This is a genomic window from Chitinivorax tropicus (assembly GCF_014202905.1).
GTDB classification, from domain to species: Bacteria; Pseudomonadota; Gammaproteobacteria; order Burkholderiales; family SCOH01; genus Chitinivorax; species Chitinivorax tropicus.
This window is the reverse complement of sequence record NZ_JACHHY010000010.1, coordinates 102983-116369: the sequence shown is the minus strand read 5'-3', so window position 1 is coordinate 116369 and position 13387 is coordinate 102983. Positions and strand designations below refer to the sequence as shown.

10 protein-coding genes are annotated in these 13387 nt (G+C 56.9%); 6 read left to right on the top strand and 4 right to left on the bottom strand.

The features are described 5' to 3' along the window. Positions 1–294 precede the first annotated feature (294 nt). The 6 genes from HNQ59_RS09590 (at position 295) to HNQ59_RS09565 (ending at position 10423) form a co-directional block, all read left to right on the top strand. The gene (locus HNQ59_RS09590) at positions 295–4170 is read left to right on the top strand and encodes a YhdP family protein (RefSeq protein WP_184038315.1); all 3876 of its coding nucleotides are present in this window, start codon (positions 295–297) and stop codon (positions 4168–4170) included. A 295-nt stretch (positions 4171–4465) separates the two neighbouring features. Next, positions 4466–5329: a carbon-nitrogen hydrolase family protein gene (locus tag HNQ59_RS09585; RefSeq protein ID WP_184038312.1), complete on the top strand. Its 864-nt coding sequence runs from the start codon at positions 4466–4468 to the stop codon at positions 5327–5329. A 20-nt stretch (positions 5330–5349) separates the two neighbouring features. Next, complete coding sequence (locus HNQ59_RS09580; RefSeq protein ID WP_184038310.1) at positions 5350–5835, top strand: hypothetical protein; 486 nt, start codon at positions 5350–5352, stop codon at positions 5833–5835. 11 nt (positions 5836–5846) lie between these two features. Then, on the top strand, positions 5847–7325 hold the full coding sequence (gene tldD / locus HNQ59_RS09575; RefSeq protein WP_184038307.1) for a metalloprotease TldD: 1479 nt from the start codon (positions 5847–5849) through the stop codon (positions 7323–7325). Further along, positions 7306–8496 carry an NAD(P)H-dependent flavin oxidoreductase gene (locus HNQ59_RS09570; RefSeq protein WP_343074231.1) on the top strand — a complete coding sequence of 397 codons (1191 nt, stop codon included), beginning with the start codon at positions 7306–7308 and terminating at the stop codon, positions 8494–8496. The genes tldD and HNQ59_RS09570 overlap by 20 nt, the downstream gene beginning before the upstream one ends. Positions 8497–9295: 799 nt before the next feature. Next, positions 9296–10423, top strand: a complete 1128-nt coding sequence (locus tag HNQ59_RS09565; protein ID WP_184038302.1) for a M14 family metallopeptidase — start codon at positions 9296–9298, stop codon at positions 10421–10423. A 72-nt stretch (positions 10424–10495) separates the two neighbouring features. On the opposite strand, the gene arsC is transcribed toward HNQ59_RS09565, so the two are convergent. Genes arsC through HNQ59_RS09545 form a run of 4 tightly spaced genes read right to left on the bottom strand, consistent with a single transcriptional unit; the run spans position 10496 to position 13312 of the window. Next, entirely contained in the window at positions 10496–10876 is a 381-nt protein-coding gene (gene arsC, locus HNQ59_RS09560) for an arsenate reductase (glutaredoxin) (RefSeq protein WP_184038299.1), read from the bottom strand. Continuing rightward, on the bottom strand, positions 10873–11706 hold the full coding sequence (locus tag HNQ59_RS09555; protein WP_184038296.1) for a metal ABC transporter permease: 834 nt from the start codon (positions 11704–11706) through the stop codon (positions 10873–10875). Before HNQ59_RS09555 ends, arsC begins: the two co-directional genes overlap by 4 nt. Positions 11707–11711: 5 nt before the next feature. Further along, positions 11712–12440 (bottom strand): metal ABC transporter ATP-binding protein, encoded by a 729-nt coding sequence (locus tag HNQ59_RS09550; protein ID WP_184038293.1) that lies wholly within the window; start codon positions 12438–12440, stop codon positions 11712–11714. Further along, positions 12437–13312: a metal ABC transporter solute-binding protein, Zn/Mn family gene (locus tag HNQ59_RS09545; protein ID WP_184038290.1), complete on the bottom strand. Its 876-nt coding sequence runs from the start codon at positions 13310–13312 to the stop codon at positions 12437–12439. The genes HNQ59_RS09550 and HNQ59_RS09545 overlap by 4 nt, the downstream gene beginning before the upstream one ends. Positions 13313–13387 lie beyond the last annotated feature (75 nt).

Genomic DNA, 13387 nt, shown 5'->3' with positions numbered 1-13387 from the left:
TCTGTTCAGCGTTGGTTCCTGGTTCGGCTGATATCGTATCGTCACTTATGCAGCACCGGTTGTGGGTAAGGACAATACTGCGGGCGTCATTTGCTCGCTATACTCAGCCGAATGGTGTCAACAGAACCTGGCTATAGATGGTATAGATGGAGAGGTGGGTTGGGCAATGATACAAGCCCATCCTGCGTTGGGTCCGGGGTGGTCTACCCTGGTTGTGTTGATGGCCTTTGGCAAGGCCCATCGGGGCCTGCGGTATGGCGTGCGTGCCATACCGTGACAAATCGTTGATTGTTGATGTCTGATCATTCGCCAAATAAGGCTTTCACGTTATTTCGTTACTGTCGCAGGATTGCTTCGCGCACTTTGCTGTGGCATGCCCACGCCCTGCGACGGATCATCATCGCTACGCTGGTGCTGGGGGTGTCCATCTGGGCGACGCTGCAGTTCTGGCTGTTCCCGAATCTGGATCAATATCGCCCCGATCTGGTGAAGCTGGCCGCAAGTGAAATTGGCTTGCCGCTGCGTATTGGCCACCTGTCAGGCTATTGGGATGGTCTATCTCCCCGCATCGTGTTCAAAGATGTCCACCTCTATGACAAAAGTGGGCGTCAGGCACTGGATTTCGACCAGGTGTCAGCGACTGTGTCCTGGTGGTCCCCGGTCTTGTTCAAGTTGCGTTTTGCATCCCTGTCGATCAATCGACCGGCATTGGTGATCCGGCGCAGCCCGGAAGGAGTCATTTCGCTGGCGGGTATCCCGCTGAATGGTGACGGGCCGGACAATGGATTTGCCGATTGGGTGCTGGAACAATCCTCCATCGAGATCCTGCAGGCCAAGGTGAGCTGGCTGGATGACCAGTTCGCTGCACCGCCCCTGAGTATCGATGCAGTGGATTTCCGGCTCGACAACCGATTTGGCCGCCACCACTTCACCCTGCAGGGTACGCCTCCCGCCAAGCTGGCCTCCCAGCTCAGCCTGCAGGGCAATCTGCGTGGCAAGCGCGTTGCCGATCTCGCGAGCTGGTCGGGGCGCACGCAGTTCAATCTGTCATATGCCGATCTGGCGGCCTGGCGGCAGTGGATTCGCTACCCGATCACAATCGAAAAAGGTAAGGGCGGCGTCAGCGGCACGCTGCAGCTGGATAAGGGTAGGCTCAAGCAGCTGCAGATGGCGTTGATGCTGAATGATGTCAACCTACGGTTTGGGCAACAGCTGGCCCCCTTGATCGTGCAGCGATTGGACACCGAATTTGCCTTGGCGGTGAATGGCGCGCAGTACGATCTGCAGCTCAGTCGCTTCGATCTGGACCGCAAACCCGCAGCGCCGATTCGCCAACGACAATTGCAGGTAGAGCTGACCGATACCGGTGCGACTGGGTGGCAGCTGACCAAGCTCAACGCCCCCGCGCTGGATCTGGCGCCATTGGCTGAGCTGGCAGGTGCCTTGCCGTTGCCGGCCAAGGTCAATCAGGCCTTGCTGCAATCCAGTCCGCATGGCCGGTTGAAGGATGTCCGGTTCGAGTGGTCTGCCCCCCCTGCCCAGCGTTATCGATTCAGCGGTGCGTTTGAACAGGTCGGCTTTGCCCCAGTGGATGATCTGCCGGGCGTCAGCAATCTGAGCGGTGCGGTGTTGGCGAGTGAGCAAGGTGGTACGGTGACATTGGATGGTGAAGATGCCAGCCTGTCGATGCCCGGCGTATTTGCAGCACCTTTGGCATTGGGTCGGCTGGATGCGGCCATTGATTGGCGGCGTGATCAGGCGCAGTGGCGGGCACAGGTGCGCCGGTTCAAAGTCAGTAATGGGGACTTGAACCTGGACTTGGGCGGTGAGTATCAATACACCGGAAAAGGGGCGGGCAGAGCCGATCTCAAAGCCGATCTCAGCCGGGTCAAAGCCAATGTGGTGTGGCAATACCTGCCTTTGGTGACTTCTGCGGATTTGCGGGATTGGCTGAAGACAGCGCTCAAAAGCGGCACGGCAGAGCGTGCGCATATGGTGCTGCAAGGCGAGCTGGATCACTTTCCCTTCGATAAACCCAATACGGGCGTGTTCCGTGTCGATGTCGATACGCGAGACATCGACCTGCAGTTTGCGCCCGGGTGGCCGCAGATCGACAAATTGAACGCCAAGCTGGCTTTCGTGGGCGACAAGCTGCGTATCGAAAGCAAGAGCGGCACCATCATGGGCTCGCGGATCATCAAAGTGACCGGCGATATACCCAGCCTGGACAAGGGCGAGCAACTCCTGATCGATGGCGAAGTCGAGGGGAAGGCTGATGATCTGCTGCGTTATGTGGACAACAGTCCGGTTGATCGGTCGCTGGATGGGTTCACCCGCACGATCAAAGCACAGGGCAATGCCAAGCTATCGCTGAAGCTGGACATCCCGTTGGAGCATGCGGACGATACCAAGGTGAATGGCACGGTGCGATTTGCCGGCAACCGCTTGGATTTTGGCAAAACCATCCCGACACTCGATAACGTGAGCGGTAACCTGCAATTCACTGAGCGGGGCATTGCCTTCAACAACCTGGCGGGCGATGGCCTGGGTGGGCGATTTGTGGCCAATGCCGATACGCTGGCAGATGGCACGGTCCGAATCAATGGCCGAGGGCGCGTGACTGGCGTGGGCCTGCATGCTTGGCTGAATCGCCCGCTGTATAAGCAATTGAAAGGTGAGACGCCGTTCCAGCTGGGGTTGTCGATCCGCAGGAATGGGACGGATCTGTTGGTGGAATCCAACCTGCAAGGGATGGCAGCTGATCTGCCGCCACCCTTTGCCAAGGCCGCCGGTGAGCAGCGCCCCATGCGGCTGCAGCTTGCGGACTCAGCCGGGCAGACCCGCTGGCAGCTGCGGGTGGATAGACAACTGATGCTGGACATGTTGGAGCGCCCAGGCCAGCCCATGGCGGGCAATGTGACCCTGACCCCCAGTGTGGAGCAGGCCGGAGGGGTGAGCGACGCCATTCCGGTGGTGGGTGCGATCAAAAATGGCGTCAACGTGGCGGGTACGCTATCGGCGTTCGACGCGGACCGCTGGTTGCCCTTGTTGGCAGGCCCAGGTGGCAGCAGCGAGCTGTCATCCTTGACCATTTCCGATGTGCGTGCAGGCAGCCTGACCATCCTCGACAAGACTATCAAAGAGGTCAAACTGAGTGCCCAGCATGAGGGTAGCTCCTGGTTGTTCAATGTGAACAGCCAGGAGCTACAAGGCGTGGTGAGCTGGAACAGCCAGCAGAGCGGTCGGGTGACCGCCCGTCTGAAGCGGCTGCAGCTGCCATTGATCGCCGCAGAGCGTGGCCCGGACAGCTTGACCAATACGCAGGGCAACGCATTGCCCTGGCTGGATATCGGTATCGATAACCTGGTCTACAAGGATCACACCTTGGGCAAAGTCGAGCTGCGAGCCCAGCCACGCGGGGATTCTCTGCGTTTTGAAAAGCTGGTGCTGCAATCCCCTGAGGGTACATTGAAGGCAGATGGGCAGTGGGCATTCCGTGCCCGGCCCGAGGTGTCGCAATTCAATGTCCAGATCGAAAGCGACGACGTTGGTAAATACCTTGCCCGTTTTGGCTATGCCGATACGGTTCGCAAAGGCACCGCCAAGCTGGAGGGGCAATTGAGCTGGCAGGGCAGCCCCTATGATCCTGCCTACCCGACCTTGACCGGACACTTGGCCTTGGATGCGAAAAATGGCCAGTTCGAGAAGATCGACCCCGGCATCGGGCGATTGTTGGGGATTCTGTCACTGCAGTCGCTGCCACGGCGGATGTCGCTGGATTTCGGTGATGTCTTCAGTGAAGGGTTGGCTTTTGACGCGGTCACAGGCAAAGCGCAGATCAACAAGGGCATATTGACGACAGACAATGGCGTCATCATCAGCCCGGCAGCCTTGATCAATATGAAAGGGGAGGTGGATATTGCCAAGGAGACGCAGAACCTGTCGGTGCGAGTCGTCCCGAAGGTAGGTGAGGGCGTATCCATCGCTGCCTGGGCGGCCCTGGCCAACCCCTTGGCCGGCGTGGGGGCGCTGGTGTTGCAGAAGCTGATGCAAGAGCCGATCGGGCAGCTGATTGCCTATGAATATCAAATCAGCGGTGATTGGCGTGATCCCAAGGTGGAAAAAGGGGCACCGCCCAAGCCCAAGCGTGAGCCCCAAAGCGCACGTTGACCACCGGTAGCCAGCACGGTTGGCTGGGGCATGACAAGCCAAGTGATCGACCACTTGGTTCCCTGGCTGCGTCACACGCGCTGACATCGGGCCGGTAGGGCTCAGGGTTGACCAGCACACAAACCCACAATGACACACTATGCTGAAAGCAGACGTGCCGGTTTGTTGAAGGATCAGCCATGGGCTTGGCTGGGCCGGCGCGATCGGTCATGCCATTTCGCCGGTTGGCCATGATTGACCGGCCACCGCAGAGGCAGTCCTGAACAATCGTAGCATGCAATGATGAGAACAAATCATGTCTACCAAAGCACATAGCTCAAACAAGACCAAAAAGATCATTTCGCAACCTGCTGTGAATGGCGCAGCCCGGGTTGCCGCCATCCAGATGGCGTCCGGCCCGACTGTATCCGCCAATCTGACCGAAGCCGAAATGTTGTTGGACATGGCTGCCAAGGAAGGTGCCAGGTTGGCGGTGCTGCCCGAGTATTTCGCGATCATGGGCATGAAGGAAACGGATAAGGTCGATGCGCGTGAAGAAGAGGGCAAAGGTCCGATCCAGCGTTTTCTGGCGAAAATGGCAAAGAAGCACAAGATGTGGATCATCGGGGGCTCGGTGCCGCTGGCCAGTGATCAGCCCGACAAGGTGCGTAATGCTTGTCTGGTCTATGACGACAAAGGCAAGCAGGTGGCCCGTTATGACAAGATCCACTTGTTTGGTCTGCAGATGGGCGCCGAGCACTATTCGGAAGAGCGGACCATCGAGCCCGGCAAGGATGTCGTGGTGGTGGACACCCCATTTGGGCGGATCGGTCTGTCGATATGCTACGATTTGCGATTCCCCGAGTTGTATCGTGCCATGCATCCGGTCGATATGATCGTGGTGCCGGCAGCCTTCACCGAAACAACCGGCAAGGCCCATTGGGAAACATTGCTGCGGGCGCGGGCCATCGAAAACCTGACCTATGTGATTGCCGCTGCGCAAGGTGGCTATCACCGCAATGGGCGGGAGACACATGGTGACAGCATGATCATCGACCCATGGGGGGTGGTGTTGGATCGCCTGTCACGGGGATCGGGTATCGTGGTGGCAAACATCAATCCTGCCTATCAACAGCGGCTGCGTGGCAGCCTCCCAGCCCTGTCCCACCGCACATTGTGAGCAGGCTACAGCGTGATCCGATGTCGCTGACTGTCAGCCAGTTACGCCTGGCCAATTCACTTGTCCGGACTTGGTGGCTGTGGGTGGTATTGGGCCTGCTGGTGGCTGGTTATGTCCAGCCTGTGCTGCCAACCGGCCCAATGTTCTGGTGCGCGAGCGCCCTGGTCGGCATAGTCAGCTACCGGGCCTTGATCCGGGTCGATTTGCACTCGCGAGGTTCGTTGAGCATGGTGTTCGGGCTGGCCATCTTCTTCCTGATGCCGGTGGCCAAATGGCTGGGCGGCGCGGCTGCGTGGTCGTCCACATTGCATCTGTCTGGCACGGTGCAATATCTGGGTTGCGTTTTCGCCATGTGGGGAATCTGTGCGCGGGTCGGTCGTCTTGAGCTGATTGCGTTACAATCGAGCCTAACAACTCAGCTGGAAGGGCAGCGGCAAGCCGCCGAAGAAAGCGAACCCGGTTGGGTGCGGCGTATCAGCGTACGTCGGCACCCACCGTCAGAATGAAGAGAAATCATATGCAGACACAAGCTACAAGCGCGATTTATCAGCCCAATCCATCCACCTTGTTCGACACCGCCCGCGATACGCTGTTGGCGCCTTATGCGTTGGATGATCACGCCCTCGACCGCGTATTCAGCGAGATCATGACGCATGACGTGGACTACGCTGACCTGTATTTTCAATACAGCCGTTCAGAGGGGTGGACACTGGAAGAAGGGATCGTCAAGTCCGGCAGCTTCAACATCGATCAGGGCGTGGGTGTCCGGGCTGTGTCGGGAGAGAAGACGGCATTTGCCTATTCCGACGACATCAGTCTGCCTGCCCTGAAACAGGCTGCAGACGCCACGCGGGCCATTGCCCGTCAGGGTGGCAATCGTCAGGTCGGCATGGTGCAACGCCATCAAGGCCGTGGTTTGTATCTACCCCATGACCCGATCGCCAGCCTGAGTGATGCTGATAAGATCGAGCTGCTGGAGCGGATCGAGCGCTACGCACGCGCCGAAGATCCTCGCGTCACGCAAGTCATTGCCAATCTGGCCGCCGAGTACGAAGTCATCATGGTCGCCCGTCACGACGGTGTCCGTGCTGCAGATATCCGCCCCTTGGTGCGCTTGTCGATCCAGGTGATCGTCGAGGAGGGCGGCCACCGTGAGCAAGGCAGCGCAGGGGGAGGTGGGCGTTTCGACTATGCCTATTTCAATGATGGCGTACTGCGTGACTACGCAGCCAAGGCGGTTCATCAGGCGGTGATCAATCTGTCTGCGCGCCCAGCCCCGGCGGGCGAGATGACTGTGGTGCTGGGAGCGGGTTGGCCGGGCATCCTGCTGCATGAGGCAATTGGCCATGGCCTGGAGGGTGATTTCAATCGGAAAGGGTCCAGCGCGTTCTCGGACCGTATCGGTGAGAAAGTCGCCGCAACAGGCGTGACCGTGGTCGATGATGGCACGCTGTTTCAGCGTCGTGGCTCATTGAATGTGGACGATGAAGGCAACCCGACCCAGTGCACGACACTGATTGAAAATGGTGTGCTCAAAGGCTATCTACAAGATGCGATGAACGCCCGCTTGATGGGCGTGCCAGTGACGGGCAATGGCCGGCGCGAGAGCTATGCGCATATCCCCATGCCTCGCATGACCAATACCTACATGCTCTCGGGCGACAAAACGCACGATGAGATCATCGCCTCGGTCAAGCATGGCATCTATGCCGCCAACTTCGGTGGCGGGCAGGTGGACATCACCAGCGGCAAGTTCGTGTTTTCGGCTGCCGAAGCCTACATGATCGAAGATGGCAAGATCACCTATCCAGTCAAAGGCGCCACCTTGATCGGCAATGGCCCGGATGTGCTGAACCGTGTCACCATGATCGGCAATGATATGGCGCTCGATCCAGGCGTAGGCACCTGTGGCAAGGAAGGGCAAAGCGTGCCGGTAGGAGTGGGGCAGCCCACCTTGCGCATCGATGGCGGGTTGACTGTCGGCGGGACTGCCTGATCCCGCCTCGTCCATCTTTTCCGGAAAAGCCGCAACCTGCTGCGGCTTTTTTATTGGCGGTTGTTTCTATCAAACGCTTGTTTTAAACTTGTGCAGATCAATCACCCAGCCATCGAGTCCCGCCATGAAAACCCGTCTGACCGAGCTGCTTGGCATCGAGCACCCCATTGTCTGCCCAGGAATGAGCTGGATTGCCGTGCCTGAGCTGGTGGCCGCCGTCAGTGAAGCCGGTGGGCTGGGAATCCTCGCCACCGGCCCACTGAGCCCAGAGCAGACGCGGAGCGCCATTCGGCGTATCCGTGAGTTGACCAATAAGCCATTCGGCATCGGTTGCACCTTGATGATGCCCGGTGCCAAAGAAAATGCGGAAGTGGCTTTGGCAGAGCAAGTGCCAGTCATCAATTTCTCACTGGGCAAAGGGGACTGGATCGTGACCCGAGCGCATGCCTATGGTGGCAAAGTGATTGCAACCGTCGTGACCGAGAAGCATGCTCAAGCTGCAGAGCGGATTGGCTGCGATGCGTTGTTGGTCACCGGCCATGAAGCCGCAGCCCACGGCGGGGAAGTGACTTCGCTGGTGCTGGTGCCCGCCATTGCACGATTGGTTCAGATACCGATCATCGCAACGGGTGGCTTTGGCAATGGCGGCGGACTATTGGCTGCGTTGGCGCTAGGGGCGGAGGGAGTGGCGATGGGAACGCGATTTGCGATGACTCAGGAAAGCCCGCTGCACGCCAATACCAAGACCGCCATCACCGGCAAGCAGGTGGCGGACACACTTTATTCCACCCGATTTGATGGGATACCTTGCCGGGTGATGAAGACGCCCCGCACCGACGCATTGCAGAAGAAACCAATGGGGCTGTTGAAGGCCCTATTTACAGCGTTGTCAGTCGCCAAGTCCATGCAGGTGCCAATCCCGAAGCTATTGTTGGGGACATTGTTGAAAGGCCCTGCTACTATGTTACAAATTGCGTATTTTGGTGCGGCAACACCTCGTTTCAAGCTGGCCACGGAGCAAGGCAATCTGGAGCAGGGGGTGCAGATGATTGGGCAGATACAGGGGCTGATTGATGATGTGCCGACTGTGGCGGCACTGATGGAGCGTATCGTTGAAGAGACCGAGATGGCCTGTCAACGAGTCGAAGCATGTGTGAGGCCGGTGAATTAATTCAAACAATCCAAATACTTGGAGCGTTGGTGATAGGCGTGGCAGGGTAGTAGCAAGCGCTCGCAATTGTGTATTTGGTTTGATACGATATTTGTGCATTATATTTGTGATTGGCAATAAAAAAATACAAGAAAATTGCGCCGGACTATTGCACGCCCATTAAATTTCCGTACAATGAATCCAAGAGGTATCCGTTTGCACATGACAGACGGAGCCCTACCTGCTTAGCAGGCGTGTCACCGTGGCACGACTAACCGCCACCGTCCTTGGCCCGTCTCTTGACCTGAGCGCTCACCTGCCTCAGCGTGCAAACCGGCGACCCCGTCGGAGTAAGCCGTATCTGCATTTGTCTGAGTGGTTTGTGAGTTGATTCCGCGCTGCAGAAGTCGCATGAGAACTTTCAGCGAAGCTCGTATCAGGGATGGGTTATATATGTTCAAGCAAGAACCTGTTGTACCGGAAACGCCAGTCAAGGATGTGAGGATTCCTTGTGTTGAATGTGGCGAGTTGCATTTTCAGAATTCGGCCAGTCGCTTTTGCCTGCGATGTTGGCGTACCCAGACGCTGATGGTGGCGCGTGCAAACGCCGCCATGCAGGCGTAACCTGCTGAGGCCCCTGGCCCTTGCAGTTTGTTGTTGGTAGTTCGTTGTTGTTGTTTTAGCAGTCTTACCTCGATCCCTTGGGACGGCCTTGGCCGTCCTTTTTTTTGTGGAGAAGCCGAGGTGCATCTCTGGCAGGTTTGCGGGATAATTACCAAGTCGTCGGTGTGGCCGACATTCCTTCCAGATACGCTATTACATGAAAATCAGCACTCAATTCGATGCAGGAAGTGTCGAGGTGATCAACCTCGATCGTGCAGAAGATATCCAGTTGAAAATCCGTAAGGATTCCCACTCGGACTTTTTGCAATGGTTCTATTTCCGTCTGCAGGGTGCGGCCAATCAGCCTTGTACCATGCGATTTCTGAATGCGGGTGAGACATCCTATCCAAAGGGATGGGAAGGTTATCGTGCGGTGGCATCGTATGATCGCCAGCATTGGTTCCGGGTGCCGACCCGGTTCGATGGCAAGGAGTTGGTCATCGAGCATACCCCGCAGGCTGGTAGCATCTACTATGCTTATTTCGAGCCGTATTCACACGAGCGTCATCTCAATTTGATCGGATTGGCGACAGATAACCCCTGGTGCGAGGTCGAGGATCTGGGCAGTACGGTTGATGGCCGTGATCTGGAAATGATTGTCGTGGGTGATCAAGACCCGACCAAACGGAAGATCTGGGTGACAGCTCGCCAACACCCGGGCGAGACCATGGCAGAGTGGTTTGTCGAGGGCCTGTTGACACGTTTGTTGGATGAAGATGACGCCACGTCGCGCAGCTTATTGGCCAAAGCCAATTTCTATATCGTTCCCAGTATGAATCCAGATGGCGCGGTGCGCGGCAACTTGCGCACCAACGCAGCAGGGGCCAATCTCAACCGGGAATGGCTGGAGCCCACCATGGCGCGGAGCCCGGAGGTGTACCTGGTTCGCCAGAAAATGCATGAGGTTGGTGTGGATCTGTTCCTGGATGCGCACGGTGATGAGGCCCTCCCTTATGTGTTTGTCGCGGGTTGTGAGGGGAACCCTAATTACGATACGCGCCTGAATGCACTGGAGAATGCATTCAAACACCATCTTGCGCTGGCCAATCCGGATTTTCAGGACCAGTTTGGCTACGAACGGGACAAGCCGGGTGAGGCGAATCTGACATTGGCCACCAATTACGTCGGGCAGCACTTCAATTGTCTGGCCTACACGCTGGAGATGCCTTTCAAAGACAATGCCAATCTGCCCGATGAGGAGTATGGCTGGAGTGGTGAGCGTAGCCAAAAGCTGGGCGCTAGCATGCTACAGGCATTTTTGGCGGTTGTTGATCAGCTGCGCTGACAGGTGCTTATCAGCGACAAACAAAAAGGGGCGGATGCCCCTTTTTGTTTGAATGGCGGTACCGCGTTCCACTCAGCTTTCGCCCGCTGTGGCATCAATGCTGGTCAGCCACGTCGCCAGCCGCTCTGGTGGGCGGGCGATGATGGCTTGGTTGCCAATCACAACGATCGGTCGCTGAATCAGGATGGGATTGGCTGCCATGGCTGTAATCAATGTTTCACGGCTGAGGCTGGCATCACCCAGCCCAAGTGCTTGATAAGGGGCTTCGTCCTGCCGCATCAGCTCTTGTGGGGGGAGGCCAAGCAGCGTCAGTAGGTTGTCCAGCTCTTCGATGGAAGGTGGGGTGACCAGATATTCGATGGTTTCGATCTGGCAGCCAGCCTGGGTCAATATATCGATTGCCTGGCGTGATTTTGAACAACGTGGATTGTGATAGATACGGGCTTTCATCATGGTGTTTTGCGCTTGACGCGGCGTAGCTGATTGATAAGCAGGCTTGCGATGTAGCTGAGGCCGGCCAGTAGGATGATGGTTGCGCCAGACGGTAGGTCAGGCTCATAAGAGATCGCCAGCCCGCCCAGCGTAAACAGGCCGCCTAGTAAGGTGGCGAGTAGCATGATTTTGGACAGGGTTCGGACCCATTGGCTGGCAATGGCTGCTGGCAAGGTCAGGAGGGCGATCACCAGGATCAGGCCGACCACCTGAATCAGTACGACCACTGTGACGGCCACCATGCACAGCAGCAACAGGTAGTAAAAAGTGACGGGTATGCCGCGCAGGCGGGCAAATTCTTCATCAAAGCAGACAGCCAGAAACTGTTCACGGAAAAGCCAGACCAGCAAGATCACGATGGCATCCAGTGCCGCCATCAGCCATAAGTCCTGCGGGGAAATCATCAAAATGTTGCCAAACAGATAGCTCATCAGGTCAACGCTGTAGCCTGGTGTTTTGGCCACAAAGATGACCCCGACAGCCATGCCAATCGACCAGAGCGCTCCGATCAGTGTGTCTTCATGCTGCTTGAGCTGGAGGTTGATCCACCCGATCAGCAGTGCGGCGGCCAGTGCGGCAACCAATGCGCCATTGATGGGGTGGCTGCCAAAGAAATAGGCTATCCCCATGCCCCCGAGAATGGTGTGCGAGATGCCCCCAGCCAGATAGCTGATACGCTTGACAACCACATAGCTGCCGACCAGGCCACAGCAGATACTGGCCAGCAAGCCACCCAGCAAAGCATATTGCATGAAGGATTGATGTAAGAGTGCGTCAATGAAGCCGGCCATGATGATCAATGATGGTGGTGGGCGATGGCATGGACATGTTTGCCATAAATGCGCTCAAGGGTGGCGGCATCGATGGCGGCTGTATCGTGGCAGATCAGTTCCCGATTGAGGCAGGCAATGCGATTGACGTAATCTGAGATAAATCCGATGTCGTGCGACACCACAACGATGGTCAAGCGTTCATTGAGCTGCTTGAGTAGGTCGAAGATGTTTTTCTCGGCGCGCATATCAATGCTGGCGGTGGGCTCATCCAGCAATAGCAGTTTGGGCTCGGTGGCCAATGCGCGGGCTATCATGACCCGTTGCAGTTGCCCGCCAGACAGCGCATCAACTGCCCGTTTGCGTAGCGTGTAGACATCGGTTTCCTGCATGGCCTGCTCAGCGATACGCCGGTCTGATGCGTTGAAACGTTGGAACCAGCGCTGGGGTTTGAGGCGGCCCTGCAAGACAACATGTTCAACGGTAATGGGAAAGTCTCTGGCAAAGCCGGCATATTGCGGCACATAACCTATCTGCTGAGCAGCCCTGGCAGGGGTTTGGCCAAGCACGGAGATTGTGCCAGTGTCAGGCTGTAGCAGCCCGAGCATCATCTTCAGTAAGGTGCTCTTGCCGCCACCATTGGGGCCGACAATGCCGATGAAGTCCCGCTCATGGATATCCAAACAGACCTTGTCGAGCACGGTGCTGGCGCCATATTGGAAGCACACATCCTGAGCGGAGATGGCTGGGGTCATGATTGTGTCGCCAATGTGTGGGCAATGTGCCGAAGATTGCCAATCATATCCTCTGACAGGTCATCCATGATCAAAATTCGCGCGCCGATGGATTGGGCAATGCTCTCGGCAGCCCGTCTGCTGAATTGTGGCTGTACGAAAATGGCCCGGATCTGCTGCTGCTTGGCGAGGTTGACAATGCGGGCCACGGTTTTGGCACCAGGCTCTTTGCCCTCGTACTCGATGGCAATCTGGGTCAGGCCATATTGTTCCGCAAAATATCCCCAGGAAGGGTGAAAGACCATGAAGCGAGCAACCTTGGCTTGCTGCAGGGTCTGGCGAATTTCATGATCCAGTTGGTCTAGATCTTCAGCCAGCTTTTGATAGTTTCGTTGGTAGTAGGGGCCGCTTTCCGCATCCAGCTGGGTCAAGGCATCACGTACCGTTGCGGCCATTTTCTTCATCAGCACCGGAGAGGTCCAGATATGTGGATCTGCACCATTGGAAGAATGGGCGTGGCCAGGGTGTGTCTCAAGCTCTAGCACGGGGTCCTGCTTGCGCAAGCTGACGCCCTGTTTGTGATCAAGCATGCGCAGCTTAGGATTGGTTGCTGCAATGCGTTTGAGCAGGCTGTGTTCAAACGGCATGCCAATATGAAAGTAAAGCGTTGCTTGGCTGAGTTTGGCGAGCTGGCTGGGTGTCGGTTCGAAGGTGTGGGCATCTCGATTCGCGCCTACCAGTGACTCCACCAGGACTTTCTCGCCGCCAATACGCTCGATCAGTTGTTTTTGCGGCGGAATACTTGCGAAAACACTTATTTTGGCGATCACCGGATTGACGGTCAGCATGCTCAGCAATCCGAGCAGTAGGGCAAGGCGTACGGACAGATTCATGAATACGTTTGAGGTTATTGCAACATAGTTGCATGAGGCGTGCATTATAACGGCAGTGCTGATACGAATCAAAAT

Excerpts from the sequence above, each read along its gene's own strand:
- HNQ59_RS09590 (WP_184038315.1), top strand. The coding sequence starts at position 295 with ATGTCTGATCATTCGCCAAATAAGGCTTTCACGTTATTTCGTTACTGT.
- HNQ59_RS09585 (WP_184038312.1), top strand. The coding sequence starts at position 4,466 with ATGTCTACCAAAGCACATAGCTCAAACAAGACCAAAAAGATCATTTCG.
- HNQ59_RS09580 (WP_184038310.1), top strand. The coding sequence starts at position 5,350 with ATGTCGCTGACTGTCAGCCAGTTACGCCTGGCCAATTCACTTGTCCGG.
- tldD (WP_184038307.1), top strand. The coding sequence starts at position 5,847 with ATGCAGACACAAGCTACAAGCGCGATTTATCAGCCCAATCCATCCACC.
- HNQ59_RS09565 (WP_184038302.1), top strand. The coding sequence starts at position 9,296 with ATGAAAATCAGCACTCAATTCGATGCAGGAAGTGTCGAGGTGATCAAC.
- arsC (WP_184038299.1), bottom strand. The coding sequence starts at position 10,876 with ATGATGAAAGCCCGTATCTATCACAATCCACGTTGTTCAAAATCACGC.
- HNQ59_RS09555 (WP_184038296.1), bottom strand. The coding sequence starts at position 11,706 with ATGGCCGGCTTCATTGACGCACTCTTACATCAATCCTTCATGCAATAT.
- HNQ59_RS09550 (WP_184038293.1), bottom strand. The coding sequence starts at position 12,440 with ATGACCCCAGCCATCTCCGCTCAGGATGTGTGCTTCCAATATGGCGCC.
- HNQ59_RS09545 (WP_184038290.1), bottom strand. The coding sequence starts at position 13,312 with ATGAATCTGTCCGTACGCCTTGCCCTACTGCTCGGATTGCTGAGCATG.